Below are 25,802 nucleotides of genomic sequence, written 5' to 3' on the forward strand. Positions count from 1 at the left end.
TATGAAGCCATGTGTTTTTACACAATCTATACTCACAAGGAGGTGAAAACACATGGCAAACAACAGCTCAAACCAACTAGTAGTACCAGGCGCACAACAAGCGATCGACCAAATGAAATACGAAATCGCTTCTGAGTTCGGAGTGAACTTAGGACCTGAAACAACTGCTCGTGCTAACGGTTCTGTTGGCGGTGAGATCACTAAACGTCTAGTATCTTACGCTCAACAAAACATGGGTGGATTTTCAAAATAACCTGAACTAAATAGATATGGCTACGAAGGGTGGGGATCATACCCCGCTCTTTTCTTTGCCCTTTTTTGCTCTATGAGCAATTCATATAGAGGAGGCTGCCAAACATGACAAAAAACAACCGCACTGAGTTTTCTGAGGGACCGGAACAGAACCAAAAGCTTCAAAAGTCAAGAAAGCAAGGCAGAAAACGAAGAAACGAACCTAAAAATGCAGTAGAATCAAATGAACAGAGTTAAGACAGGACACGGATTCTATCCGTGTCTTTTTTTAATTTTAAAAAAGGAAGTTATTTTGTAATAATATTCAAAAATGTTAAATTATTATGTATAATCGAATAGAAAGTACAAGGAGGGGTCACTGATGCTGAGAAATGAACTAATTGCGCCAGAAATCTACAATTTAGTAGAAGAAGTTGAAAAACACGCAAAAGATGCAAACCGGGTCGCTCTTAAATGGGAAAATGAGCAGGGAGAAAAACAGGAACTTACATACGGACAGCTTCTAGACAGAGCGAACAGAATTGGAAGCGCTTTACTTAGTAAGGGCCTCAAGCAGGGAGATAAAATTCTTGTCATTATTCCGAGGTTTCCAGAAGCTTATGCGGTTTACTTGGGAGCTCTTAAAGCAGGCTTTGTTGTCATACCAAGCTCAGAAATGCTGCGCACCAAGGATCTTCAATACCGGGTGACCCACGGAGATGTGAAAGCCATCATTTCATACACCGACTTTACTGCGGAATGCAGCGGGATTAAAGAATATGACAGCCTGCATAAATTTGCTGTCGGAGGGACTTCAGAAGGCTGGTACAGTCTTGAAGAAGAGGCTGCCGGGCAGTCAGGCGATCTCAAGATGGCAGAAACAAAGAGAGACAGCCACGCTTTCTTGTCCTACACATCCGGAACAACCGGCAATCCAAAAGGCGTCGTTCATACGCACGGCTGGGCTTTTGCCCATCTTAAAACCGCTGCAAGCAATTGGCTCAGTATTGAAGAGAACGATGTTGTCTGGGCGACGGCGGGACCAGGCTGGCAAAAATGGATCTGGAGCCCGTTCTTATCGGTTCTTGGATCAGGGGCAACGGGACTTGTGTACAACGGCCGCTTTGAACCTAAGAAGTATCTGCAGCTGCTTCAGGATTATAAAGTAAACGTACTTTGCTGTACTCCTACAGAGTATCGCCTGATGGCCAAAGTGGACAATCTGAAGGATTATTCTCTTCCTGAGCTGCACAGCGCCGTTTCAGCAGGTGAACCGCTCAACCGTGAAGTGATTGATACGTTCAGAAATTACTTTGGCATAGAAGTAAGAGACGGCTACGGCCAGACTGAAAATACACTGCTCGTCGGCGTGATGAAAGGAATGCAGCTGAAGCCTGGCTCTATGGGCAAGCCGACGCCGGGCAATAAAGTGGAAATCATCAATGAGGACGGAGACATCTGTGCGGTTGGTGAAGTCGGCGACATCGCTGTGCATGTTGATACTCCTGCCCTGTTCAAAGAATACTACAAAGATGCCGAGCGGACTGCCATGCAGTTCAGAGGAGACTACTATATTACAGGTGACCGCGCCAGAAAGGATGAAGACGGCTACTTCTGGTTTGAAGGCAGAAGAGACGATATCATCATCAGCTCAGGCTATACAATCGGACCGTTTGAAGTTGAAGATGCGCTCGTCAAGCATCCTTTCGTCAAGGAATGCGCGGTTGTCGCAAGTCCAGATGAGCTTCGCGGAAGCATCGTAAAAGCATTTGTCGTGCTTCAGGAGGAAGTGGATGCCTCCTCACCGGATTTGATTCCAGCTCTTCAGGATCATGTCAAAGAACTGACAGCACCTTACAAATATCCGCGTAAAATTGAATTTGTCGAGGAACTGCCAAAAACGACGTCAGGCAAAATCAGACGGATTGAGCTCAGACAGCGCGAGCTTGCAGAAGCTTAAATTCAGTGAAAACCAGACAGGAGCTCTCTGTCTGGTTTTTCCATGCTCTGAATGATACCATAGATTCAAATGAATGAGCTGGAGGAATGAGAACGTGGGCACGCTTTGGTTCGGCGGGAACATTTACACTTTAATAGAAGAAAGAGATACAGTTGAAGCGGTCTATACAGAAAATGGCTTCATTAAAGAAACGGGGGACCTGGCAAAACTCCGGTCTTTATATCCCGGGGCAACAGAAATGAATTTAGACGGACATACGATGCTGCCGGGTTTTACAGACAGTCATATGCATGTGATTGGCCATGGCGAAAAGCTGATGCACCTTGATTTTTCAGAAATGGCTTCTTCAGAGGAAGTGCTCGATAGCTTGCGCGAGCGTGCAAAGACTATTCAGCACGGTGAGTGGATTATCGGAGAAGGGTTTAATGAAAACCAATTTCCTGACCGCAAAATCCTTCACAGAAGAGAGCTTGATGACATTTCAGAGGTTCATCCCATCTTAATTAAACGTATCTGCCATCATGCCGTCATTGTGAATACAAAAGCTATGGAGCTGGCAGGTATTTCTGCAGCAACTCCTGACCCGGAAGGCGGCGTGATTGTCCGGGATAAGGACGGAGATCCGACGGGCTATATGCATGATGGGGCCCAGGAGCTTGTTTTTCAGGCGCAGCCGCAGGTTTCAAAGGAATATTTACATAAAGCATTGCTGAAATCGATCGAGGACTGCCATAAAAAAGGTCTTGTTGGAGGACATACCGAAGATCTGTCTTACTACGGCAGCCTGGAAAATGTTCTTGGCGCATTTGACTCAGTGATTAATGGAGAAAAGAAAAAGTTTAGAGCGCATCTTCTTGTTCATCACCATATAACAGATGAATTTCAGCAGAAAGAGCGGGATTTGGGGCCGTTTATCGAATTCGGCGCAATGAAGCTATTTGCCGATGGTGCACTTGGGGGAAGAACGGCTCTCTTAAGCGAGCCTTATGAAGATGATCCCGGAACAAATGGCGTCAGCATCCACTCAGATGAAGGGCTTCACAGCCTGATTCAAAAAGCCAGAGGGTATGGCATGGAGGCTGCCATTCACACGATTGGCGACCTCGCCTTTGAAAAAACGCTTGATGCAATTGAGGCGAATCCTCCCCGTCAAAAGCATCAGCACGACCGGCTGATTCACGCTCAAATTCTGAACGCGGAACTGATTGAACGTGTAAAGAAACTCCCTGTTATTCTCGACATTCAGCCCAGATTTTCATCAAGTGACTTTCCATGGGTGATGGACCGCATCGGACGGGATAAAATAAAGTACTGCTACGCCTGGAAAACGCTAATTAAAGAAGGCGTGAAATGTGCAGGGGGATCTGATGCGCCGATTGAACCGATCGATCCCCTCCTTGGAATTTACTCAGCTGCAAAAAGAGAGAGCATTTACGACGGGCAGGTCTATCTTCCAGAAGAGAGATTGTCGGTATATGAAGCGGTGGAGCTATACACTAAAGGGAGCACGTATGCCGTGCATCATGAACATGAATACGGCTGCATCGCAAAAGGCTACACCGCAGACTTTACCGTCCTGAGCAGGGATATCTTTGAAGAAGATGCCCTTCTTGAGACCGAAGTGGTTATGACGGTTGTTGATGATACGGTTGTGTATGAGAAGAAGTGAATGAACGCTGGATTAGAAGGTAATAAAAAACGCCTGGTTTTCCAGGCGTTTTTTTATTGCTGCTTTGCAGTTCATTCAATCGCTTCATCAATTGAAAAAGGTTGCTATTCTCTCTCCGTTTGCAAAAACACCTGATGAAAAGAAAAGAAAAGTGAGCAGTAGAAAATGCGTTTTTTTCAATTTGATTTTCTTCCTGTAATACATGTTTGTCAAGATGACTGCGGAAAAGTAAACAAAACCTGCCGCAGCGGTAATGAAAAGAAAAGGAATCAATAATCCTTTTTCCAATGTCGGATCTAATGTATAGCCCAGAGCTTCACTCACATAAAGGAAGAGTATAACAAATAAGACAAACATGTATTGAAAGACGGAACCGAAGAGGAAATTGGAGACAGCGTGCAAAACAAATTTTGAAATTCCGTTCATCCTCCTCTGGCGGTTATTATGGAGCGGCAAGATGCCAAAATACTGCCATGTAAATCAGCAGTAGCCGAATATAGGGATGCAAAAAGCCGAAATGCTGCCCTATAAATTAGGAGTAGCCGAATATAGGGATGCAAAAAGCCGAAATGCTGCCCTATAAATCAGTAGGAGCAGAATATAGGGATGCAAAAAGCCGAAATGTTGCCATATAAATTAGGAGTAGCAGAATATAGGGATGCAAAAAGGAAAAATACTGCCCTATAAATCAGCAGTAGCAGAATATAGGGATGCAAAAAGCCGAAATAATACCCTGTATTTCATCAATCACGAAATACAGGGTAATAAAACCAGAATGCCAATCTGTCATTCCTCCACAGTCATTAGCTTAAGTGGTGTCCAGCTCCATCGCCTAACTCCTCGGTCAGAACGGCTCCGCCGTAAAAAGCAAAACCGGCTTTTTCCGTCGGATCCTTTTCTGCCCTTCGGAGCTGACCAAGGCGATTCCGCATTTCGTGGTGTCCAGCTCCGCCTCCCAGCCCTTCCGTCAGAACAAAATCCCCGCAAAAGTCAAACCCGGACTTTTCCGGTGATTTCTTTTCTGCCTGTCAGGGCTAAACGGAAGGCTCCGCTTTTCTCGGTGTCCAGCTCCATCGCCCCAACTCCTCTGTCAGAACGGAACCGTCGGCAAAGGCAAATAGCGCCTTTACCGCCGTTTCCTTATCTGACTCCCGGAGCTAAACGGGCGATTCCGCTTTTCTTTATAAAAACGTCCGCTTCACTTTTTCCCAGAAGGAATTGTCTTTAAGCTTAACGGTTTTAATCATGGACGGGCTTAGGGAAAGCTCGACGTTTTCAACGTGGCGGATGCTCAGGGCATCGTTGTCCATGCCGATGACAGGGTGGTCATTGCCGTCCTGAACGATTTTCAGTGTAAGCTTTCTGTCTCCGCTTAAGATAAACGGGGAACCGAGTGTCCTGTATTTATTGTTGTTCAAAGAGGCAAGCTCGCTTACTTGCAGACATGGCAGAAGCGGGTCAACCACTGCTCCCTGAACGGATTTGTTATAGGCCGTGCTGCCTGTTGGCGTAGAGATGATCATGCCGTCGCCTCTGAATGTTTCAAAGTGAAGGTTATCAATAAAGACGTCAATAACAAACGTTTTGATGATGCCGGAGCGGATAGAGCATTCGTTCAGGCACTGGAAGGATGTATGGCCGTCAACGGTTACATTCAGGATCGGGTAACGTCTTACCTCCACTTGAGCCTCCTTCATGGCCTCAATCATTTTATCTGTTTCTTCAATTTTAAAATCACAGTAAAGGCTTACAGTTCCTTTTACGGAAATTCCTGCATACAGGCAGTCTTCTCTGAATCCGGTTTTTCTGACAGCCTGAAGGAATGTGCCGTCCCCGCCAATGCTGACAATGATGTTAGCCTGTTTTGCATCCTGCACAACTGTAAATCCATTTTCGGAAGCGAGGGAAGTAAGCCCTTCCACTTTATGTACTAAATCATCCTGTTTTTTGTAGAAAAAGTAAACATTGCGCCGATTATCTGTCATGGTGATCCTCCTTAATGTTGGAAAAGTTACACATTCCTAGAAAATGGTGTTACAATACTTTATGGTGTTTAGTTTACCATTTTCATCTTAAATATTAAAATAATTGCACGTGCCAGGCTAAAGGTTTTTCGGCCTGCAGAAACTGTTTTAGGAGGAATCAGCATGAATGGGAAACGATGGGGGGCACTTGTCACCGCAGCTGTTCTGTTCGGAGTATCCGTTGTGATCAGCTTGACAAGTATGGCTTTGGCCAACAGCAATGCCTTTACAGATGCACTTTCAGCAAATGAAGAATTTGCAGAGACGGTGCTTGAAGCAGGAAATGAATCAGACAAAATCGTCGTCCTTGAAGTGAACGGCGTGATTCAGGACACGGGTGAAAATGTGACGTCTTTTTTTGAGACGGCAGGCTACAATCATCAGCAGTTCCTGAAAATGATTGATGCTGCAGCGGAAGACAACAATGTCAGCGGCATTATGCTCAAAGTGAATTCTCCGGGCGGAGGAGTTGTGGAGAGTGCGGAAATACATAAACATTTGATGGATGCAAAAGAAAAGCATGACAAAAAGATCTATGTGTCAATGGGAACGACAGCTGCTTCAGGAGGCTATTATATCTCTGCCCCTGCCGATAAAATTTACGCAGCCCCGGATACTTTAACCGGTTCGCTTGGCGTCATCATGCAGGGAGTGAATTACAGCGGCCTTGCTGAGAAATACGGCGTGAAGTTCGAAACGATCAAGAGCGGGGAGTTTAAAGATATCATGTCTCCTTCCCGGGAAATGACAGCTGAAGACCGCAAAATCCTTCAGGCAATGGTTGATAATGCGTACAGCGGATTTGTCGACGTTATTGCAGGCGGGCGCGGGATGTCAGATGCAGAAGTAAGAAAAATTGCAGACGGCCGTATTTATGATGGGCGCCAGGCAAAAGAGCTGAACTTGATTGATGAACTGGGATACTCTGATGATGCCTTAAAAGGCATGAAAAAAGATTTGAAGATCGACGGTGCACAGGTAGTCGAGTATGAAATGAATGCCGGACTTGATTCACTGCTGTCACTTGGCGCAACAAAAGTGTTCAGCGAGGAATTTGAGCTGATGGGCTTATACCGTTTCTTCTCGCAGTCGAATTCACCGAGAATGATGTATTTGTACTCAGAATAAAAGGAGGGTTTGCAGATGGATGCTACGTTTGAAGAAAACAGCCAAACCCGGGAGCAGCCTCTTTATCACCTAGAAGAAATGGATGTCCACTACGCCGGCTTCTGGCTTAGATTCTGGGCGTATCTGATTGATATCATTGTCATTTGGAGCATCAACCGGATTGTCTTTCATCCGCTTTTTACATGGCTGGATATTCCAGTATCGAAAACGTTTATTTTTTCTCCGATCGCGATTTGTTCCGCGGCCGTCTTTTACGCGTATTTTGTCCTGATGACGAAATTTCTCGGGCAAACTCTCGGTAAAATGGTGCTTGGTCTGAAAGTGATTTCTGTTAAACAGGAAAAACTGACATGGAGCACCGTTCTGTTCAGAGAGTTTATCGGGCGATTTATTTCAAAGTTCACGTGGATCGGCTACGCAGTCGCAGCATTCACTCCAAAGAAACAGGGAGTGCACGATTTGTTTGCAGATACAGCCGTTGTAACTGAATATCTGAGAAAAAGCGAAAGAACCCTTGCTCCGGCAAGGACACAATAAGCTTTGAGGAAATAAACCTGCGGCCGCCGCAGGTTTATTTTTTTTTGCCGAGGACGATACTGGAGGATTGAAAGGATGTGAAACAGGTGGTTTGGATATGGATTTGCGCTATTGCACTACTTTTTTTTATTACGCTTTTCTTGTTTATGAAAATAACGATTATCGCTGATATCAGACACGTGGGACACGACGATGAAATAAGCCTGAAACTTAGAGCTCTGTTTGGACTGCTGAAATACACCTATAAAATTCCTTTAATTAAAGTGGATCCTGATGGACCGAACCTGCTGCTGAAAAAAGAAAAAGCAGTCGGCGAAAATCAAAAGCCTAAGAACAGTGACGAAAAAATTTCTCCTGATGATATGCTGACCAGCATAAAGGATGTGAAAGAATTGACCGAGCACATTGTGCATCTGCATGCGATCGTGAAACGGTTTCTCGCACATATTTCCATTACGAAGTTTGAGTGGCGGTCAGAGATAGGCACAGGCGACGCCGCTGAAACAGGATTTCTTATTGGACCCGGGTGGACATTAAAAGGAGCGGCTCTCGGCATCATCAGCCATTACATGAAACTGAAGAAACCTCCCATTCTTTCAATTGAGCCGAATTTTTATCAAAAGAGTTCAAAAACGATGCTTTCATGTATGCTCCACTTTCGAACAGGGCATGCTATGTTGGCGGGACTGCGCCTGCTCAAATACTGGAGAGGCGGACGTCCAACTTTACGGGATCAGCAGTTTTCTTTTTTGTCCAAGAAAAAGAACACACCAGCTTAAAGGAGGAACCTTATTATGAGCGATCATCCAATTCAGGGCCTGATGAAAACGGCTATGGAAAATCTTAAGCAGATGATTGATGTGAACACAATCATCGGCGACCCTGTCGAAACACCTGACGGAAGCGTCATTTTGACCGTTTCAAAGGTTGGTTTCGGGTTTGCAGCAGGGGGCAGTGAATTTAATGGAACGGGTATTGAAGAAAAGAATACCGGCGGAACAGCTGGCGGTCAGCATGACCACCATAAACATCCGTTTGGCGGCGGAAGCGGCGGCGGAGTTTCAATCACGCCGATTGCCTTTCTCATTGTCGGCCACAACGGAATTAAAATGCTTCATTTAGATGAAAGCACACACCTGTACGAACGAATTCTCGATACGGCTCCACAGGCAGTGGAAAAAATCCAGGGAATCTTCAAAAAGAACAAAAATGATCACAGCCACACTGGTCATCAGCAGCAAAAAGATGATTTTGATATTTAAGCCCGGACGCCCGTCATAAAATGACAGGCGTTTTTTGTTGTAATTGTTGAACAATTTAGAGGATTGATGCCCTTATCCGTTGCAACAGCGCCTGATTCAGGCTATATTTACACTGTACATATTTTCGGAGGAGGAATATTAAATGGCGTCTATTACATTCAAGCAAAATCCGGTAACACTTATTGGAAACGAGGTAAAAGTCGGAGATACAGCTCCAAATTTCACAGTGCTTGCCAATGATCTATCAGAAGTTTCACTGTCCGATTCAAAAGGACAAGTCCGCATTCTTTCTGTCGTTCCTTCTATCGACACAGGTGTTTGTGATGCACAGACGCGCCGTTTTAATGAAGAAGCTTCAAAAATTGACAACCTGAAAGTGCTGACTGTCAGCGTCGACCTTCCATTCGCGCAAAAACGCTGGTGTGCAGCTAACGGCATCGAAAATGTCCAAACCGTTTCTGACCATCGCGACCTTTCCTTTGGCGAAGCATACGGCGTACACATCCAAGAACTCAGACTTCTTGCGAGAGCTGTATTCGTTGTCGACAGCAATGACAAAGTAACGTATGTAGAATACGTGAGCGAAGCAACAAACCATCCAGACTATGATGCTGCAATCGAAGCTGCTAAAGCTGCCAACTGATCAGTCTTCCGGAGAACCTCTTGCCCTTTGGGCAGCGAGGTTCTTTTTTTGTGCATTGAACCGAGCAGTGAAATATATAGAGCTGCCCTTCTCACACCTGAAAATAAAAATATTTGTCTACTCGGGTTTTAAGAACACTTTCCAAAATCGTCAGAGGTCAGAAAGTGTTCTAATCTGGTTATAACAGCACTTTCCACACCCGCATTAGAGGAGAAAATGTTCTAAACTTGTTTTAGCAGCACTTTTCAATGCCACAAGAGAAGAGAAAATGTTCTAATCTGGTTATAACAGCACTTTCTACAAGTATGCGAGAAGAGAAAGTGTTCTGCTTTTTGCCGCCCAGGCAATCCTGCTTGAATTATCCCCTCCTGATGAGTAGAATGAGGGATACGAACCATGAAGGAGGAAACGACCATGCAAGCCGTTTCGAATGTTGAAAAGCTGTTCACGATGATGAATGAATCAGCCGAGATTATTTCAAAAGAATGCAACCTTACATATATTGAAGCCGTAGCTGAAACCGGAGAAAATCTTTTCCAGAATGAAGTGCTGCAGGATGAAATGAGCGAGGTCACGAAAAAGAATCTTGCAAAAAAATATGAACAGGCAAACATCTCTTCTTTTCAAAAGGAAGAGATCCGCAAAGCCTTTCAGCTTGTTATTCTAAAGGGTCTTAAAGATGGCGCCCATGCCAATCACCAGATGACTCCGGATACAGTCGGGCTGTTTACAGGCTACTTGGTAAGCAAGTTTGCAGCCGGGGAAAAGAACATTTCGATTCTTGATCCTGCTGTTGGGACGGGCAACCTTCTCACGGCCGTTCTTAACCATATTGGCGGGGAGGATGTGCTGAGCTACGGTGTGGAAGTGGATGACCTCCTGATTAAGCTTGCCTACCTGAATGCCAATCTTGGAGAGCATACTGTTCAGTTTTATAACCAGGATTCTCTTGAGCCGCTCTATGTAGATCCCGTAAATTACGTCATCTGCGATTTGCCTGTAGGGTATTATCCAAATGATGTCGGTGCAGACAAATTCAAATTAAAAGCAGACAGCGGCCATTCATACTCCCATCACCTGTTTATTGAGCAGAGTCTGAACTATACAAAACCGGGCGGCTATCTTTTCTTTATTGTGCCGAATCATCTTTTTGAGTCTGCAGAAGCACCGAAGCTGAAAGCATACTTAAAGGATCATGCTATTGTTCAAGGTCTTTTGAAGCTCCCGCAGACCCTGTTTAAAGACAAGCAGCATGAAAAAAGCCTGTTTATTCTTCAAAAGAAAGGCGAAGGTGTTTCTGCACCGAAGCACGCCATGCTTGCTGAGCTGCCGAGCTTCTCTGATAAAGCAGGCATGCAGTCCATCATGAAGCAGCTTGACGGCTGGTTCAAAGAAAATAAATAACATTCAGGGACCGCTATAACGCGGTTCTTTTTTATGTCTGACAACACAAAAAGTCAGAATTAAATGAATATGAACTGTAAACGATTGCAGGGGTGAATTGCACTTGAAATGTCTGACATGCAATGTTTAAATGAGAAAGGCAGATAATATTCGGGTTCATTTGTAAAGAATAAAGAAGAAACGATTTTCTTTATTTTTTTAATACACAAACGTGTTTTTATATAAAAAGGAGCGGTAACCATTATGGCAAAAGTAATTGCAATTAATGCTGGGAGCTCTTCATTGAAGTTCCAGTTGTTTGAAATGCCTGCAGAAACAGTGCTGACAGCAGGTCTTGTTGAGCGCATCGGGCTAGACAAAGCTGTATTCACGATTTCTGTGAACGGAGAAAAACAAACAGAAACAACGGAAATTCCAGATCACGCAGTGGCTGTTAAAATTCTTCTTTCTAAGCTGACAGACCTTGGCATCATTCAATCACTTGATGAAATTGAAGGAATCGGACACCGTGTTGTTCACGGTGGCGAAAAGTTCGACGATTCCGTCCTGATTACACCGGAAACACTTGCACAAATTGAAGAGCTGTCAGAGCTTGCTCCTCTTCACAATCCGGCAAACGTTGTCGGAATCAAGGCATTTAAAGAAGTGCTTCCAAATGTGCCGGCTGTAGCCGTTTTTGACACTGCTTTTCATCAGACAATGCCTGATCAGTCTTTCCTTTACAGCCTTCCATACGAGTACTATGAAAAGTTCGGCATCCGCAAATACGGATTCCATGGTACGTCGCATAAATATGTATCAGAAAGAGCGGCTGAGCTTCTTGGCCGTCCGATCGAGCAACTTCGCCTGATTTCATGCCACTTAGGAAACGGCGCAAGCATCGCTGCTATTGAAGGCGGAAAGTCTATTGATACTTCTATGGGCTTCACACCTCTTGCAGGTGTTGCAATGGGTACGCGTTCAGGGAACATTGACCCTGCCCTTATTCCGTTCATCATGGAAAAAACAGGACACTCAGCGATTGAAGTGCTTGATATCTTGAACAAAAAGAGCGGATTGCTCGGTATTTCTGGACTGTCTTCAGACCTTCGCGACATTACAAAAGCTGCTGAAGAAGGAAACGAGCGTGCAAGAACGTCTCTTGAAGTGTTTGCAAGCAGAATTCATAAATACATCGGTTCTTATGCAGCGCGCATGTCCGGTGTAGATGCGATCATCTTTACGGCAGGAATCGGCGAAAACAGCATTGATATTCGTGAGCGCGTTCTCCGCGGTCTTGAATTCATGGGTGTTTACTGGGATCCTTCGCTGAACCAGGTGCGCGGTGAAGAGGCGTTTATCAGCTATCCTCACTCACCGGTTAAAGTCATGATCATCCCTACAAATGAAGAAGTAATGATTGCACGCGACGTAGAGCGCATTGCAAAGTAATGAAACGCAAAAGACAGCCGGCAAAATGGCTGTCTTTTTTTGCGCAAATAATGGCCATTATAGGCAATACTAAGCAGAAATGTCATGCAAAAGGAGAGCGCCAATTATGGAGTATGCCTGGCTTTCACTTGTACCGTTTCTCATCGTTATTGCTTTTTCCATATGGCTGAAGGAAATACTGCCCGGACTTGTAGCGGGTCTTATTATCGGTTCTTATCTTGTAAAACCAGACCTGCTTGGAGGGCTTGAGCAGGTTTTGAAGTATGTATTAAAAACACTTGAAGATGATACAAATATTCAGATTATCGGGTTTCTTTATTTGTTCGGCGGACTTGTCGGCATGATGAAGATCTCCGGGGGCATTAAAGGTTTTTCAGAATGGGTAGGCAAAAGGGTCAAATCAGAAAGAGGCCTTTTAAGCATGATCTGGCTGTCTTTGCCGTTTACGTTTATGATGCCGATGTTCAGGATCATGATGATCGGCCCGGTCATTAAATCGCTGATGGAAAAAAGCGAGCTTTCAAGACAAAAAGTAGGATTTACAATGGACGTTTCAACAGCCTCAACCATTGTTCTCCTGCCGGCGGGAACGGCATTTACGGGATTTATGCTGTCACTTGTAGAAGGGGGAATTGAGCGGAATCAGCTCGATCTTCCGCCATATCAAATCTATCTCCAGAGTATCCCGTTTAACTTTTTTGCCATCGCGATGCTGGTTCTTGGTCTTGTCAGCACGTTTAAAAAGCCGAAGAAAAAGCAGGATGAAAAGAAAGAAGCAGCAGAGGAACATCCCTATCATGGCATCGGGCTTAAAAAAGAGCTTGAACAAGTAGAGGCTCAGCCGTGGCACCTGATTGTGCCTTTATTCTTCCTGCTGGGTCTTTCGATGTTTCTGCTGTGGCAGGACGGGATGGAAAAAGGTGCAAAGTCCCTTTTTCAGGCATTTGCAAAAGCGGATGCCACATTTGTCATGCTGCTTGCTGTGTTTTTAACACTCGTTCTGACATTTGTGTTTTACAGCATAAGGCGTGTGCCGCTGAAAGAAACGCTCTATCACTTCTACGACGGAGGCAACCAGCTGATGCAGGCAATTATTCTTTTGATCCTTGTGTGGGCATTGTCTCTTTCTGCAGAAGATATCGGGTTTTCAGATTTTATCAGCTCAACGCTTGGAAATGTGCTGCCGGCTGCTTTTGTCCCGGCCATCATATTTTTGCTCGGTTCGGGAGTAGGGTATTTCATCGGATCCTCCTGGGGGACGTGGGGGCTGTTTATGCCTCTTGGAATGACGCTCGCAGCTGCTTCAGGAGCATCACTGCCTTTGACAGTCGGAGCGGTTTTTGCAAGCGGGGCGTTTGGGGCCATGACATCTCCGCTTGGAGATACGACAATAACAACAGCATCCATTTTGGAAATGCCGGTTGTGTCCTATGCAAGGTATAAATTGAAATTTACCGCCGTCGGCTGTGCTGCAGCTGCGGTCCTGTATGCATGTGCGGGATTTTTTCTTAACTAAGAGACTTGATTACATCCTGATGCACGGAGCGGTCCCTGTGATATAATAAGGAAAACAATGGAGATGTACAGGAGGCTGAACATGGGGCTAACAAAACGTGAAACCGCCTTGCTTTTAGAAATCGAAAGATGGGAAGACTCCATGCGGGAGGATCTTCGCTCGGATTTCGGACGGACATACGACAAATGGCTGAACAGAAAACTGAATCAGCTGCCGGGGCCGCTGAAAGAGAAATTTTTCGGCAAACTGGACGATATTTTGTTTCACTTGCATGCGTTTATTCAAAACTCTCATGTGCAGCAGGATGCCCGACAGCAGCTTCTGATGACGGCAAAGACATTTCATGATGAAATCGAACAGATAGAGGACCTGAAAAAATTATCTGTTGACCAGCTGCATTATTTATCCGATCTTCAGCTGTCAAAGCACAGGCTTTATTCGTTCGTTCAGGGCGGCCTCGCCGGTACGGGCGGACTATTGCTGATGGGAATTGATCTGCCTGCCCAAATGCTGCTCAACCTCCGCGCCGTTCAAATGACGGCACTCAGCTATGGATATGAAGTGAACACCCCGTATGAGATGATGACTTCTTTAAAGGTTTATCATGCAGCCATTTTGCCTAAGCACCTGAGGTATGAGCAATGGACTTCCCTTAAGGAAGAATTGCAGGACAGCGAGAGCCATCCCTTCTTTTATGAAGGAGAAGATGGGTTTGCCAATCAGGCGACACTTGATCATCTTGTGAAGCAGCTTGTTAAAGTATCAGCGATATCGATGCTGAGAAAAAAAATGATTGGCGGCATACCATTGATCGGAATGGCAATCGGGGCCGGGGTGAACTACCAGATGACACGGCAGATCACGGAGTTTGCCCATCAATTCTACAGATACAGGCTTCTGCTTGAAAAGAAGGATTCAAAGCATGAGTTCAATTGAGCACAAAAAAATGGCTCCTGTCCGTGTATCCTGTAAAGTGATCACCGTCAGCGACACCAGAACAGCAGATACAGACAAAAGCGGCAGGCTCATTCTATCTCTTTTAGAGAAAGCAGGCCACGGGGCAGCAGAATATGAAATAGTTCCCGATGAAGTAATGCTCATAAAAAATGCAGCAGTCAGCGGCTGCAAAGCTCCTGATATAGATGCTGTATTAATCAGCGGCGGCACAGGCATTGCAAAAAGAGACGTTACACTTGAAGCTGTGTCCGGCATTTTCGAAAAGGAACTTCCAGGGTTCGGCGAGATCTTCCGCATGCTCAGCTATCAGGAAGACATCGGTTCTGCCGCCATTTTGAGCAGGGCGGCCGCAGGAACCGCCGACAATACGATTGTTTTCTCCATGCCCGGTTCAACCGGAGCAGTCAGACTTGCAATGGAGAAACTCATTCTGCCGGAGCTTGGACATATAGTGAAAGAATTGAAGAAAGATCTCTCATGAACAAAAACGGAAACCAAAGGAAAAGCACCGCTTAGAGCGCGGTGCTTTTTCTTATTTACAGCTGATATTCATTTAATAACCGGATCCGCCATCATGAAAACCATTGGAATTCATGCCGTTTTGACTGTACACTTCCCCTGATTTTTCATCCTGGACCGTTTCATCAGGGGGGATGCTTCCGGACTTCCTATCGAAATAAACAGCAAGGCCCCCTAGAAGAACTACAGGTGTCAAAATATACAACCAGATCATTTCGGTCACGCTCCCATCGGTTTTTGGTCGTTTTTTGTTCACTGTTTAGATTGTAAGGTATTCCATCTCAAAGGCTGCTGCAAATGAAAACCAGATGACATTTATCCTTATTTTACTATTTTTTACAATTATAACACAAAAAGATATATCCTTTTCATACGGTTTTGCTTATCAGGACAAAAAGCAGGCACATTCAATGCGAATGACCTGCTCTTAAGGTTGTTTATTGATGCATCCTCTCCGACACATGCTGATTTTGCCTGAACCACAGCCAAAGGTCGTTAATGACCGACGCGTGCTCCGAGATTTCTGAATTCAGCCTGCAGGAAACAGTAAAGTCATCCTCTGAATTGAGTGCTGCCTGCTTCTTGTTTATGATCTTTTCGATCGCTGCAATCTGATCGGGTATATGGCCGCGGATTTTTTCCCACTGCATAAGAATGGATTCCTGTTCCTGCTCCGTAAGCTTCTCCCACTCCATTTCAAGCCGCGGGATGTAGATTCCCAGCCGGCTGCTGAATACAAAATGCTTCATCTTCATTCCCCCGTAGGCATGATTTTCTTTCATTCTACATGAGGGCTGTATACAATTCACGAAAATATCGTAAAAACTTTTAAGAAATGTATTGAAAAACAGGCGATAACTTGTTAAAGTGATAGTTATTAAAATGAATTAATATAAATCTAAATTAATATTTATACATCCGAGAGGGGAAATTAAAGATGGTCGAAAATAAAAAAGTAGTTCTTGCCTATTCAGGCGGATTAGATACTTCAGTTGCAGTTAAATGGCTTCAGGATCAAGGATATGAAGTTGTGGCCTGCTGCCTGGACGTTGGAGAAGGAAAAGACCTGGCGTTTGTTCAAAGCAAAGCCCTTCAGGTCGGCGCTTCTAAATCGTATGTGATCGATGCGAAAAAAGAATTTGCTGATGAATATGCACTCGCTGCTCTGCAGGCACATGCTCTGTATGAAGGAAAGTATCCGCTTGTATCCGCGCTGTCCCGTCCGCTCATTGCTAAGAAACTTGTAGAGGTTGCTGAACAGGAAGGGGCTGTAGCTGTAGCCCACGGCTGCACGGGAAAAGGAAACGATCAGGTGCGGTTTGAAGTATCCATCAAAGCATTGAATCCTGACCTTGAAGTGCTTGCGCCTGTTCGTGAGTGGAGCTGGTCGCGGGAAGAAGAAATCCAATATGCAATGGACAACAACATTCCAATCCCGGTCAACCTTGACAGCCCGTACTCAATCGACCAGAACTTATGGGGAAGAAGCAATGAATGCGGCGTTTTAGAAGATCCGTGGGCTGCTCCGCCGGAAGGAGCCTATGATCTGACGAACGCGCTGGAACATACACCTGACACGCCTGAAATCATTGAAATCGGATTTGAAAAAGGGGTTCCTGTTACGCTAAATGGCGTTTCTTACCCGCTTTCTGATCTGATTCTTCATTTAAACACAGTTGCGGGCAATCATGGAGTCGGACGGATCGACCATGTTGAGAACCGCCTTGTGGGCATCAAATCCCGTGAAGTCTATGAATGCCCTGCAGCCATGACGCTGATCAAAGCTCATAAGGAGCTTGAGGATCTGACGCTGGTGAAAGAAGTGGCCCACTTTAAACCGGTCATTGAAATGAAGCTGACCGAACTGATTTATAACGGTCTTTGGTTCTCGCCGCTAAAAGATGCGCTGATGGGCTTCCTGAAAGAAACGCAGGAATATGTGACAGGCACAGTTCGTGTCAAACTGTTTAAAGGGCATGCCATTGTAGAAGGAAGAAAGTCGGAGTATTCCCTCTATGATGAAAAGCTTGCAACTTACACAACCGAAGATTCCTTTGACCACGGTGCTGCAGTCGGATTTATTTCGCTGTATGGACTTCCGACAAAAGTAAGCAGCATGGTGCAGGGGAAAAAGAAGGTGAATGTATGAAAAAGCTGTGGGGAGGCCGTTTTCAAAAAACACCCGAGAAATGGGTAGATGAGTTTGGCGCATCTATTTCATTTGATCAAGAGCTAGTCTTTGAAGACATTCAGGGCAGCCTCGCACATGTTCATATGCTTGGCGAATGCGGGATTCTTTCACTTGAAGAAGCAGAGCAGATTAAATCCGGCCTGCTTCTTCTGAAAGAAAAAGCAGAATACGGAGAGCTTTCTTTTTCAGTGGATTATGAAGATATCCATCTGAATCTTGAGAAACTGCTGATCGATGAGATTGGTCCAGTCGGAGGCAAGCTTCACACAGGGAGAAGCAGAAATGACCAAGTGGCGACGGACATGCACTTGTATCTGAAAAACCATGTGAACGAAATTGTCGGACTGATCTCTGCGTTTCAGGAAACGCTTCTCAAGCAGGCGAAAGAAAATGTGGAGACTATTCTTCCGGGGTATACACATCTTCAAAGAGCCCAGCCAATTTCATTTGCTCATCATCTCCTTGCCTATTTTTGGATGCTTGAGCGGGACAAACAGCGATTTTCGGAATCCTTGAAGCGGATCAGCCTTTCCCCGCTTGGCTGCGGTGCTCTCGCAGGCACCACTTTTCCAATTGACCGCAAGCTGACGGCTGAGCTACTGGAGTTTGACGGCATTTATGAAAACAGCCTTGACGGCGTAAGCGACCGTGATTTCATTGTTGAGTTTTTAAGCAACAGCTCGATCATGATGATGCATCTGTCCCGTCTTTGTGAAGAATTGATTCTCTGGTGCAGCCAGGAATTTCAGTTTGTCGAGCTTGATGACACCTATGCAACCGGCAGCTCCATGATGCCTCAAAAGAAAAATCCGGATATGGCCGAGCTGATCCGCGGAAAAACGGGACGGGTCTACGGCAATCTGTTTGCGCTGCTCACAACGTTAAAAGGTCTTCCCCTTGCATACAACAAAGATATGCAGGAAGACAAAGAGGGCATGTTTGATGCAGTCCGCACGGTTGAAGGCAGTCTGCAGATCTTCACAGGAATGATCGGCACACTCAAGGTCAAAGCAGAAAAAATGAAGAAAGCGACAACGGAGGATTTTTCAAATGCGACCGAGCTTGCCGATTATCTTGCTAAAAAAGGCATGCCTTTCCGAGAAGCGCACGAAGTGGTCGGAAAGCTTGTGTATACGTGCATCCAAAAAGGCATCTACTTAAAAGATCTGCCGCTTGCTGAATACAAAGCTGCATCTGATTTATTTTCAGAAGATCTGTTTGAAGCGATCGATCCCTACACAGCCGTTGCAAAGAGAATCAGTGATGGCGGCACTGGTTTTTCAAAAGTAAAGGAAGCGCTGCTTAAGGCTGAAGACGCTCTGTCATAAAGAAGATATTACCATCGTATTTCCTCCTGATTTCACAAACGATAACAGGGAACACAATCAGGTGACAGGGAGCTGAAGGAAGATGGGAAAAGAAAAGGATCCTAAAAACCACTCCGCCTACTTCGATTACGAAGGAGAAAATGAAACGTCTCAATTAATCACTGAAGCGTATTCGAGCGGAGTCGTTGAGCAGCAATATGAGCAAAACTTCCTGCAGGAAAATCTGCAGCCGAGAGAAGAATCAGAGTAAACAAAAAAAGTCATCTCATGATGACTTTTTTTGTCCTTTCAGCAAAGCGCTGTACAGGAGAAGTGTAAATAGGAAAGAAACAAACCCCGGGGACAGAGATTCCGGAATGATCCAGTAAAACGCAATGCCGCACAGGATTGCCGCTGCTCCTTTCCCGTTAAGCTTTCGTACATGCAATTCTCTGCCTTTTAGTTGCGCGTATATAAATTCAGCAATAATAACAGCAGACAGCGGGACGATGGCAGAGCCCATCCATGAGATAAATGAGGATGCTTCCGTCACTAGAGAGGGCATCGTGCTGCATGCGACAGCGGCTGTCCCGAACACGACCGCACTCTTCAGTCTTCCAAGCGAAGGGAAAATATTCAGCAGACTGAAAGCCCCTGTATACGCATTGTTTAAATTGATGGAGAACATGGACAATATGGAACAGATCAGAATGACAGATACAAGCGTCACCGAGTCTGTCAGCGCACTCGCTGAAATGAAGGGATTAAGCTCCCCGAAATGAGCCGCGCTGTATGCGCCAAAAAATGCGGTCAGGATAAAACCGAACAGGTTGCCTGCATAGAGTCCGAAGAATCCCTGTTTTGGAGACTTTGCGTATCTTGCCATATCAGCAGAAGCACTGACACCTGAAATATACTGAACAAACACGAGGCTAGCATAAAAAGCCATTGCAGGCAGGGATGAGGAAGAATATTCCGGCACACTCGGCGATGATAAGAGAGCAGGTTCTGCAGTAAAATATAAATAAACCATAACAGCCTGCCCCGCAAGTAGGAATGGCAGAAAATACTTGGTCATGCGCTTGACGGCATCAAACCCGGCTGCAGCGACAGCAGCCATGAAAATCCCTAGAAGCACGGCAGTCAGAGCAAAATGTGGGGAAAAAGAAAAATAGCGCCTGCAGATTTCTGTGATCATAAACGTTCCGCCAATCGTTTGAACACAAAACCAGTAAAGAGAGGTCAGTGTTCTGACTGGTGATGAGAAAAAACGCGCTCCGCTGACCCCGATAAACGATCTCATTGCATATTGGGCCGGAATCCCGTGAACAGAGCCAGGCAACGACAGCAGAGAGACAAATAAAAAAGCGAGTGCAGCTCCAATGACTGTGGAGACTGCTGCCTGCATGACAGAGAGGCCTCCTTCCATGACGGCCAGAGCAGGAAGAAGGAAATTGCCTGCATTCACAGAAAAAGATAATTGAATCAGAAAGTAATCAAACCATGATGTGCTGCGGAGCTCTTTTGGAACAGCTTCCAGACCAAAACGTTCCATTTTTGACTGTACTGCAGGTTGAGACATATGTATTCCGCCTTTTTCTAAAAGTAAAAGCACCGTGAAAAACATTCAGCGCAGATAAGATTATTGTAAGATTCCTTTCTGTTCAATACAATGGAAAAGAAACAGCATTACATTTCCCGGACCACCGAGGAGGATTTTGCCATTGAGACACGCAATTATTACAGCCGGTTCCAAAGGACTGGGACGAAAAGTGACGGAAATCTTCCTTGAGAAAGGCTATTCCGTTACGGTCAATTACCGCAGCGATGAAGATGCTGTGCTGCAGCTAAAAGAAAAATATGCGCACATAAGCGAACGCATGCTTTTTTTGAAAGGCGATGTCACGAAAAAAGATGATCTCATAAAGCTTGTGGATGAAACTCTCAGCAAATTCGGCCGGATTGACTGCTTAATCAATAATGCAGGGCCATACATATTTGAGCGCAAGAAGCTTGCAGACTATGAAGATGATGAATGGTATGAAATGATTGAAGGCAATTTAAGCGCGGTCTTTCATCTTTTCAAAAAAGTGATACCTGTCATGAGAGAGCAGCAGTACGGACGGATTATCACCTACGGATTTCAGGGAGCTGAATCATCATCCGGCTGGCTCCACCGTTCTGCTTTCAGCGCGGCAAAGACAGGGCTTGCTTCTCTGACAAAGACAATTGCCATCGAAGAAGCGGAGAACGGCATTACTGCGAACATGATCTGCCCGGGCAATATTGTCGGGGAGATGAAGGAAGCATCCATCCAGGAGTCGAGAAAAACACCCGACTCAGAAACACCTGTAGGCAGATCCGGCACAGGAGAAGATATCGGCAGGCTCATCTCCTTTTTGTGCGAGGAAGATTCTGATATGATCACTGGAGCCATCGTTGAAGCTTCAGGGGCAGTCAACGTGCTGAGCCGCAGACAATAAGAGAAACCCCGGAGATTCCGGGGTTTTTTTGCATGTTGTTTTAATGGGAATCGCTGTGGAAGACACTTTCTTCCTTCTGGAACTGGAGTGACACGGGAAACTATGCATGCCGGAGGAAGAGCCCGTTCAGATGCGCACATTTAACAGGAATGGATTTCCAAATTTCGTGTGTTTCCATATACTAAAGAAAGGAAATACTTATAGCAGAAACGGAATGTAATGGCACAGGAGGAAGATGTATGAAAATCGGCATCCCCAAGGAAGTTAAAAATAATGAAAACCGTGTTGCTATGACCCCGGCCGGCGTTGTTCACCTTGTTCAGGCAGGACATGAAGTCTATATTGAACAAAATGCGGGCGAAGGATCAGGTTTTCCGGATCACCAGTATACAGAAGCAGGGGCGAAAATCGTTTCTTCCCCGGAAGAAGCCTGGTCGATGGAAATGGTGATGAAGGTAAAAGAGCCGCTGCCTTCTGAATATCAGTATTTCCGCGAAAACCTGATCCTGTTTACCTATTTGCATCTGGCAGCAGAGCCTGAGCTGACGCGCGCTTTAATCGATCGGAAAGTCACTGGCATCGCGTATGAAACGGTCCAGCTCCAAAACCGGTCCCTGCCGCTGCTGACGCCAATGAGTGAAGTGGCCGGCAGAATGGCTTCACAAATCGGTGCACAGTTTCTAGAAAAGACAAAAGGCGGAAAGGGCATCCTGCTTTCAGGAGTTCCGGGCGTAAAACGCGGAAAAGTTGCCATCATCGGCGGAGGAGTAGCAGGCACAAATGCTGCGAAAATCGCGGTCGGACTCGGGGCGGATGTGACGATGCTTGATGTGAATCCGGAACGGCTCCGCCAGCTTGATGACATTTTCGGCAAAGAAATCTCCACGCTGATGTCCAATCCATTTAATATTGCATATGCTGTGGCCCAGTCAGATCTTGTAATCGGCGCGGTCCTCATCCCAGGTGCACGGGCACCGAAGCTCGTGACAGAAGAGATGGTCCAGAGCATGACTCCCGGCTCTGTGATTGTTGACATTGCCATCGATCAGGGGGGCATCTTTGCAACAACCGAAAGAATCACAACACACGATCATCCTACGTATGAAAAGCACGGGGTCCTCCATTATGCTGTGGCAAATATGCCGGGTGCCGTGCCGCGTACCTCGACAATCGCGCTGACAAACGTGACCGTTCCATATGCGGTGCAAATTGCCAACAAGGGGTACAAAAAAGCGTGCCTTGAAAATGAACCGCTTTTAAAAGGCGTTAACACATTGAAGGGATTTGTCACATACGAAGCAGTCGCAGAAGCGCATTCTTTAACATACTCAGATGCAAGAGCTCTTCTTGGTGAATAGAATGGATACGGGCATGAAGAGCCCGTGTCTTTTTTTGTGGGGAGCAAGATTTTGCCGGACGGCGGGAATGGATCCTTCAAGAGCTGTATGCAATTGTTTTGATGACACTGAACAGCCGGAATAGAACCCTCAAGAGCTGTCGACAATCCGTTTGATGGCACTGAACGCCAGGAATAGAACCCTCAAGCGCAGCGGCGATCCGCTTGATGGCACCACACGCCAAATTTCCTCAAACCCAGCCTCAAAAAAGAAGTCTCTCAAAACCCATTCTCCCGCACCCTCACATTCGACAGCCCCTTCCATTTTTAGTACGATAAAGCTATCAAATAAATGGGAGTGAGAGAAATGAACGTTTCATACCATGGCCATTCTGTTGTACAGATTAAAACGGATCAGCACACGATTATTATTGACCCATTCATTAACGGGAACGGTCAGACAGACCTGAAGACGGATGACTTGAAAGTAGATGTAATACTGCTTACACACGGGCATAATGATCACGTTGGGGATACGATTGAACTTGCAAAGAAGAATAATGCGCTTGTTGTGGCGCCGTTTGAACTTGCTACATACCTGGGATGGAAGGGACTCAACGTTCATGAGATGCACATCGGCGGATCTCACACCTTTGATTTCGGCACGGTCAAGCTGACTCAGGCTTTCCACGGCTCGAGCTATGAGGAAGAAGGAGAAAAAATCGTTTATACCGGGATGCCTGCCGGAATACTTTTTAAACATGGCGGAAAAACAGTCTACCACGCAGGAGACACAGGCCTTTTCTCCGATATGAAGCTTCTTGGGGAACTCGAAGAGATTGATCTTGCGTTCCTGCCGATTGGCGATAATTTCACAATGGGGCCGGAGGATGCAGCTATAGCAGCAAAATGGATCAAGGCGAAAACCGTTGTTCCGATGCACTACAATACATTTCCTGTGATTGAGCAGAATCCACAGGATTTTGCGGACAGCCTTCCAGGTGAAATGGGAAAAGTCATGAAAGCGGGAGACTCTATTAAACTATAAGCACCAGCAAAAATGCAGGCGGAAGGGGCTGTTTGATTGTCAACAGACCCGGAAGACTGCATTTTTTTCATGAAATCCACTCCACTCGCATAAAATGAACCAAGCTGTTTAAAAGGAGCTGGTTGATATGCGTATTCTCTATTTGCTGCTGGCGGGAGCCATGCTGTTTTATGCACTGCCAAGACTGGATATCTCAAGTGCAAATCCTCTTGAAAGCCTGTTTTCTCTCATCTGGATTCTGTTTGCTCTTTTTGCTGCAGGCGGGAATTTAACGGGTCTGATGTATGCACCGAAAAAACACAAAGCAAAACAGGCGCAAGTGCGCAGGATGAAAGTCAGGCAGCGTGCAGCGGCGCGTTGATATAAAGCGGTCTCACCCTTATAATAGAAAAAGAAAGAATGGCTGATAAAAAAGGGTGAAGAAGCTTGGCGACAAAGCATGAGCAAATACTGCAGCATATTGACGGCCTCCCGATCGGGGAAAAAATTTCGGTCAGGCAGGTCGCAAAAGATATGAACGTTAGTGAAGGCACTGCATACCGTGCGATTAAAGAAGCTGAAAACAAAGGCTATGTAAGCACGATTGAGCGTGTCGGAACGATTAGAATTGAAAAGAAAAAGAAAGAAAATATTGAAAAACTCACATACGCTGAAGTTGTAAATATTGTAGATGGACAAGTCCTCGGCGGACGGGCGGGACTTCATAAGACGCTCAACAAGTTTGTCATCGGCGCCATGAAGCTTGAGGCGATGATGCGCTATACGGGTGCGGGGAATCTGCTTATTGTAGGGAACCGGACAAATGCCCATCAGCTAGCCATCGAAGCGGGTGCAGCCGTGCTGATCACCGGCGGATTTGACACCGACGAGCATGTAAAAAGAATTGCTGATGAAGCCGCGCTTCCGATTATTTCAACAAGCTATGATACGTTTACTGTAGCAACCATGATTAACAGAGCGATTTACGATCAGCTGATCAAAAAGGAAATTGTTCTTGTTGAAGATATTCTGACAACGCTTGATAAAACGATCTGCCTGAAAACGACTGATACAGTAGATGCGTGGTATCAGCATAATGTGAATACAGGGCACGGCCGTTTTCCGGTTATTGATAACCAGCTGAGGGTACAGGGGATGGTCACCTCAAAAGATGTAATGGGGTATGACCGCAGTGTGATCGTTGAGAAAGTCATGACGAAAAATCCAATCACGGTCATTGGCAAAACATCCGTTGCCTCAGCAGCTCAGATGATGGTCTGGGAAGGCATTGAGGTTTTGCCTGTAGTCGATCAGAACAACCGGCTGGAAGGAATGATCAGCCGTCAGGACGTTCTTCAGGCGCTGCAAATGATTCAAAGGCAGCCTCAAATCGGTGAGAAGCTGGATGACATCGTGACCAATCAGTTTATTGTCACGGCTGAGGATGCCAAAAAAGCGAATGTCTACCGTTTTCAAGTGTCCCCGCAAATGACCAATCATCTCGGCACGATTTCATATGGTGTATTTACAACCGTTGTGACAGAAGCAACAAACCGGTACCTTCGCACACAGAAAAAAGGCGAGATCGTCGTTGAAAACATCACGATTTATTTTATGAAGCCTGTTCAGATGGACAGTATGCTTGAAGTGCATCCGAAGATCCTTGAAGTCGGACGCAAGTTCGGAAAGATTGATGTAGAAGTATTCAGCAGCGGAGTGGCAGTAGGCAAAGCCATGCTGATGGTGCAGCTGATTGAGAGAAGCTGAATATATGCAAAAAAGCAGGCAGGGAAAACGAAAGGTTTTCCTGCCTGCTTTTTTGAACGGTCAGCCTTCCCTTGCTTCTTTTGCAGCGTGAGGAAGATAGTGCTTATAGGCTTTGTAGCCGGCCCAGCTGCTGGCAAGTCCGACAACCATGAAAATAATTCCAACGACCAATGAAACCGTTGAATGAAATAAAAACAGCTGGTTCAGGCCGAACAAAAACACAAATACACCCAGTGCTATGCTCGATTTTGCAGAGAGCCACTGTTTTTCCATCGGCTTTCTGGTTCTGTAAAACTTCACTTTATAGAAAAGATAAAAAGAGAAGGCAAATACGATCAGAATGACAAGTACAGGCATTAAGAATAACCTCCATAGTAAACTTACATCCTCTATTTTAATCATTCTTGCGC

Annotated in this window: 28 protein-coding genes; 22 read left to right on the plus strand and 6 right to left on the minus strand. The window is 45.6% G+C overall.

The features are described from left to right. Nucleotides 1-52 precede the first annotated feature (52 nt). The 4 genes from ACTSEZ_RS13015 to ACTSEZ_RS13030 all read left to right on the plus strand — a co-directional run bounded on the left by ACTSEZ_RS13015 (nucleotide 53) and on the right by ACTSEZ_RS13030 (nucleotide 3,860). On the plus strand, nucleotides 53-253 hold the full coding sequence (locus ACTSEZ_RS13015; RefSeq protein ID WP_029279082.1) for an alpha/beta-type small acid-soluble spore protein: 201 nt from the start codon (nucleotides 53-55) through the stop codon (nucleotides 251-253). Between the two features lie 104 nt (nucleotides 254-357). Further along, nucleotides 358-489 (plus strand): hypothetical protein, encoded by a 132-nt coding sequence (locus tag ACTSEZ_RS13020; protein ID WP_369734615.1) that lies wholly within the window; start codon nucleotides 358-360, stop codon nucleotides 487-489. A 124-nt stretch (nucleotides 490-613) separates the two neighbouring features. Then, nucleotides 614-2,191, plus strand: a complete 1,578-nt coding sequence (gene mbcS, locus ACTSEZ_RS13025; protein WP_369734616.1) for an acyl-CoA synthetase MbcS — start codon at nucleotides 614-616, stop codon at nucleotides 2,189-2,191. Between the two features lie 94 nt (nucleotides 2,192-2,285). Continuing rightward, on the plus strand, nucleotides 2,286-3,860 hold the full coding sequence (locus ACTSEZ_RS13030) for an amidohydrolase (RefSeq protein WP_369734617.1): 1,575 nt from the start codon (nucleotides 2,286-2,288) through the stop codon (nucleotides 3,858-3,860). A gap of 87 nt (nucleotides 3,861-3,947) precedes the next feature. Here ACTSEZ_RS13030 and ACTSEZ_RS13035 read toward each other — a convergent pair whose 3' ends face one another. Both ACTSEZ_RS13035 and ACTSEZ_RS13040 read right to left on the minus strand, forming a co-directional pair. Further along, entirely contained in the window at nucleotides 3,948-4,286 is a 339-nt protein-coding gene (locus tag ACTSEZ_RS13035; RefSeq protein ID WP_369734618.1) for a hypothetical protein, read from the minus strand. A gap of 755 nt (nucleotides 4,287-5,041) precedes the next feature. After that, nucleotides 5,042-5,845, minus strand: a complete 804-nt coding sequence (locus ACTSEZ_RS13040) for an NAD kinase (protein WP_369734619.1) — start codon at nucleotides 5,843-5,845, stop codon at nucleotides 5,042-5,044. A 162-nt stretch (nucleotides 5,846-6,007) separates the two neighbouring features. Here ACTSEZ_RS13040 and sppA point away from each other — a divergent pair, with 162 nt between their 5' ends. The 10 genes from sppA to ACTSEZ_RS13090 all read left to right on the plus strand — a co-directional run bounded on the left by sppA (nucleotide 6,008) and on the right by ACTSEZ_RS13090 (nucleotide 15,243). After that, complete coding sequence (sppA, locus tag ACTSEZ_RS13045; protein WP_369734620.1) at nucleotides 6,008-7,012, plus strand: signal peptide peptidase SppA; 1,005 nt, start codon at nucleotides 6,008-6,010, stop codon at nucleotides 7,010-7,012. Nucleotides 7,013-7,027: 15 nt separating this feature from the next. Then, nucleotides 7,028-7,549: an RDD family protein gene (locus tag ACTSEZ_RS13050; protein ID WP_369734621.1), complete on the plus strand. Its 522-nt coding sequence runs from the start codon at nucleotides 7,028-7,030 to the stop codon at nucleotides 7,547-7,549. A 77-nt stretch (nucleotides 7,550-7,626) separates the two neighbouring features. Further along, the gene (locus ACTSEZ_RS13055; RefSeq protein ID WP_369734622.1) at nucleotides 7,627-8,328 is read left to right on the plus strand and encodes a DUF2953 domain-containing protein; all 702 of its coding nucleotides are present in this window, start codon (nucleotides 7,627-7,629) and stop codon (nucleotides 8,326-8,328) included. Nucleotides 8,329-8,343: 15 nt separating this feature from the next. Continuing rightward, nucleotides 8,344-8,811, plus strand: a complete 468-nt coding sequence (gene ytfJ / locus ACTSEZ_RS13060; protein ID WP_029279096.1) for a GerW family sporulation protein — start codon at nucleotides 8,344-8,346, stop codon at nucleotides 8,809-8,811. A gap of 142 nt (nucleotides 8,812-8,953) precedes the next feature. After that, a complete protein-coding gene (tpx, locus tag ACTSEZ_RS13065; protein WP_369734623.1) occupies nucleotides 8,954-9,454 on the plus strand; it encodes a thiol peroxidase in 501 nt (166 codons plus the stop codon). A 414-nt stretch (nucleotides 9,455-9,868) separates the two neighbouring features. Further along, nucleotides 9,869-10,858 (plus strand): class I SAM-dependent methyltransferase, encoded by a 990-nt coding sequence (locus tag ACTSEZ_RS13070; RefSeq protein ID WP_369734624.1) that lies wholly within the window; start codon nucleotides 9,869-9,871, stop codon nucleotides 10,856-10,858. A gap of 243 nt (nucleotides 10,859-11,101) precedes the next feature. Next, entirely contained in the window at nucleotides 11,102-12,289 is a 1,188-nt protein-coding gene (locus ACTSEZ_RS13075; RefSeq protein WP_369734625.1) for an acetate kinase, read from the plus strand. Between the two features lie 106 nt (nucleotides 12,290-12,395). Continuing rightward, a complete protein-coding gene (locus ACTSEZ_RS13080; protein ID WP_369734626.1) occupies nucleotides 12,396-13,805 on the plus strand; it encodes a Na+/H+ antiporter NhaC family protein in 1,410 nt (469 codons plus the stop codon). 81 nt (nucleotides 13,806-13,886) lie between these two features. Beyond that, nucleotides 13,887-14,741, plus strand: coding sequence for an EcsC family protein (locus tag ACTSEZ_RS13085; protein WP_369734627.1), 855 nt, complete (start codon nucleotides 13,887-13,889; stop codon nucleotides 14,739-14,741). Next, nucleotides 14,728-15,243: a MogA/MoaB family molybdenum cofactor biosynthesis protein gene (locus ACTSEZ_RS13090; protein WP_369734628.1), complete on the plus strand. Its 516-nt coding sequence runs from the start codon at nucleotides 14,728-14,730 to the stop codon at nucleotides 15,241-15,243. Before ACTSEZ_RS13085 ends, ACTSEZ_RS13090 begins: the two co-directional genes overlap by 14 nt. Before the next feature lie 72 nt (nucleotides 15,244-15,315). Here the strand turns inward: ACTSEZ_RS13090 and ACTSEZ_RS13095 are convergent, their stop codons facing one another. Then, nucleotides 15,316-15,495 (minus strand): hypothetical protein, encoded by a 180-nt coding sequence (locus ACTSEZ_RS13095; RefSeq protein WP_369734629.1) that lies wholly within the window; start codon nucleotides 15,493-15,495, stop codon nucleotides 15,316-15,318. Between the two features lie 223 nt (nucleotides 15,496-15,718). Then, on the minus strand, nucleotides 15,719-16,030 hold the full coding sequence (locus ACTSEZ_RS13100; protein WP_369734630.1) for a hypothetical protein: 312 nt from the start codon (nucleotides 16,028-16,030) through the stop codon (nucleotides 15,719-15,721). Nucleotides 16,031-16,218: 188 nt separating this feature from the next. On the opposite strand from ACTSEZ_RS13100, the gene ACTSEZ_RS13105 reads away from it, so the two are divergent. From ACTSEZ_RS13105 to ACTSEZ_RS13115, 3 genes are all read left to right on the plus strand, one after another. Further along, nucleotides 16,219-17,430, plus strand: a complete 1,212-nt coding sequence (locus ACTSEZ_RS13105; RefSeq protein WP_369734631.1) for an argininosuccinate synthase — start codon at nucleotides 16,219-16,221, stop codon at nucleotides 17,428-17,430. Further along, nucleotides 17,427-18,800, plus strand: a complete 1,374-nt coding sequence (argH, locus tag ACTSEZ_RS13110; RefSeq protein ID WP_369734632.1) for an argininosuccinate lyase — start codon at nucleotides 17,427-17,429, stop codon at nucleotides 18,798-18,800. The genes ACTSEZ_RS13105 and argH overlap by 4 nt, the downstream gene beginning before the upstream one ends. Before the next feature lie 82 nt (nucleotides 18,801-18,882). Beyond that, entirely contained in the window at nucleotides 18,883-19,050 is a 168-nt protein-coding gene (locus ACTSEZ_RS13115; RefSeq protein ID WP_158001618.1) for a hypothetical protein, read from the plus strand. 15 nt (nucleotides 19,051-19,065) lie between these two features. Here ACTSEZ_RS13115 and ACTSEZ_RS13120 read toward each other — a convergent pair whose 3' ends face one another. Further along, complete coding sequence (locus ACTSEZ_RS13120) at nucleotides 19,066-20,361, minus strand: cytosine permease (protein WP_369734633.1); 1,296 nt, start codon at nucleotides 20,359-20,361, stop codon at nucleotides 19,066-19,068. A gap of 142 nt (nucleotides 20,362-20,503) precedes the next feature. Here ACTSEZ_RS13120 and ACTSEZ_RS13125 point away from each other — a divergent pair, with 142 nt between their 5' ends. The 5 genes from ACTSEZ_RS13125 to ACTSEZ_RS13145 all read left to right on the plus strand — a co-directional run bounded on the left by ACTSEZ_RS13125 (nucleotide 20,504) and on the right by ACTSEZ_RS13145 (nucleotide 25,392). Then, entirely contained in the window at nucleotides 20,504-21,262 is a 759-nt protein-coding gene (locus ACTSEZ_RS13125) for an SDR family oxidoreductase (protein WP_369734634.1), read from the plus strand. Nucleotides 21,263-21,501: 239 nt separating this feature from the next. Beyond that, nucleotides 21,502-22,620: an alanine dehydrogenase gene (ald, locus tag ACTSEZ_RS13130; RefSeq protein ID WP_369734635.1), complete on the plus strand. Its 1,119-nt coding sequence runs from the start codon at nucleotides 21,502-21,504 to the stop codon at nucleotides 22,618-22,620. Nucleotides 22,621-22,965: 345 nt separating this feature from the next. Further along, complete coding sequence (locus ACTSEZ_RS13135) at nucleotides 22,966-23,646, plus strand: metal-dependent hydrolase (protein WP_369734636.1); 681 nt, start codon at nucleotides 22,966-22,968, stop codon at nucleotides 23,644-23,646. 127 nt (nucleotides 23,647-23,773) lie between these two features. Further along, nucleotides 23,774-24,007 carry a hypothetical protein gene (locus ACTSEZ_RS13140; RefSeq protein ID WP_029279123.1) on the plus strand — a complete coding sequence of 78 codons (234 nt, stop codon included), beginning with the start codon at nucleotides 23,774-23,776 and terminating at the stop codon, nucleotides 24,005-24,007. A gap of 65 nt (nucleotides 24,008-24,072) precedes the next feature. After that, the gene (locus ACTSEZ_RS13145; protein ID WP_369734637.1) at nucleotides 24,073-25,392 is read left to right on the plus strand and encodes a DRTGG domain-containing protein; all 1,320 of its coding nucleotides are present in this window, start codon (nucleotides 24,073-24,075) and stop codon (nucleotides 25,390-25,392) included. 60 nt (nucleotides 25,393-25,452) lie between these two features. Here the strand turns inward: ACTSEZ_RS13145 and ACTSEZ_RS13150 are convergent, their stop codons facing one another. After that, nucleotides 25,453-25,749, minus strand: coding sequence for a YtpI family protein (locus ACTSEZ_RS13150; protein ID WP_369734638.1), 297 nt, complete (start codon nucleotides 25,747-25,749; stop codon nucleotides 25,453-25,455). Nucleotides 25,750-25,802 lie beyond the last annotated feature (53 nt).

Origin of the sequence: Metabacillus mesotrionivorans (assembly GCF_052171315.1) — a bacterium.
GTDB lineage: Bacteria > Bacillota > Bacilli > Bacillales > Bacillaceae > Bacillus_P.